Below are 555 nucleotides of genomic sequence, written 5' to 3' on the forward strand. Positions count from 1 at the left end.
TATGATTCCCTTGAAAGCTCATCTTTCTTATAGAGCGATTCTGGTTCTTTGAGAAAAAAACTAGAAAAGTCTATTTTCTGAGGGGCAGTTTTCTGACTCTTTGTTATAGCTTGATAGGCTTTTTCTATTTGTGAAAGTTGTTCTTTTTTTAATTCAAGCTGTTTTTTAAAGAGCTCAATAATTTCTCCTTTTTTTAAAAGCTGAAGGATTTCCAAATATTCTGCTGATAGAACAGGTTGTGGCGGTGAAGTAGGTTGTGGCGGTGGAGCAGATGATTGCAATTTTGCACATTTTTCTAGGATTCCAGTGCTGTCTTTTCCATACGTTCTCTTTTCAAATTCTGCATTTGTCACTGCTAGAACATTGCATACACTTGATGGATCTACGTCTATCTGTATTTTAGAAGGATCCCCTACAGCATGTGCCAAATTTATCATTCCCAAAAGGGTAATTATTCCTGTTATAACAAATCGCTTTTTCATATACTTGCTCGCTTGATTTCGTCAGGGATTGTTTTATTAATAGGCACACGGTTCCTATCATTGGGCTGTTTTA

The 555-nt window shown here is 36.0% G+C and carries 1 pseudogene; it reads right to left on the minus strand.

What is annotated here, in order from left to right:
* Positions 1–482: pseudogene (locus tag ACFIKR_RS09610) on the minus strand (hypothetical protein); the annotation flags it as partial.
* Positions 483–555: the final 73 nt, after the last annotated feature.

The sequence above is a fragment of the Bartonella sp. MR30HLJHH genome (assembly GCF_042194195.1).
GTDB lineage: Bacteria > Pseudomonadota > Alphaproteobacteria > Rhizobiales > Rhizobiaceae > Bartonella > Bartonella grahamii.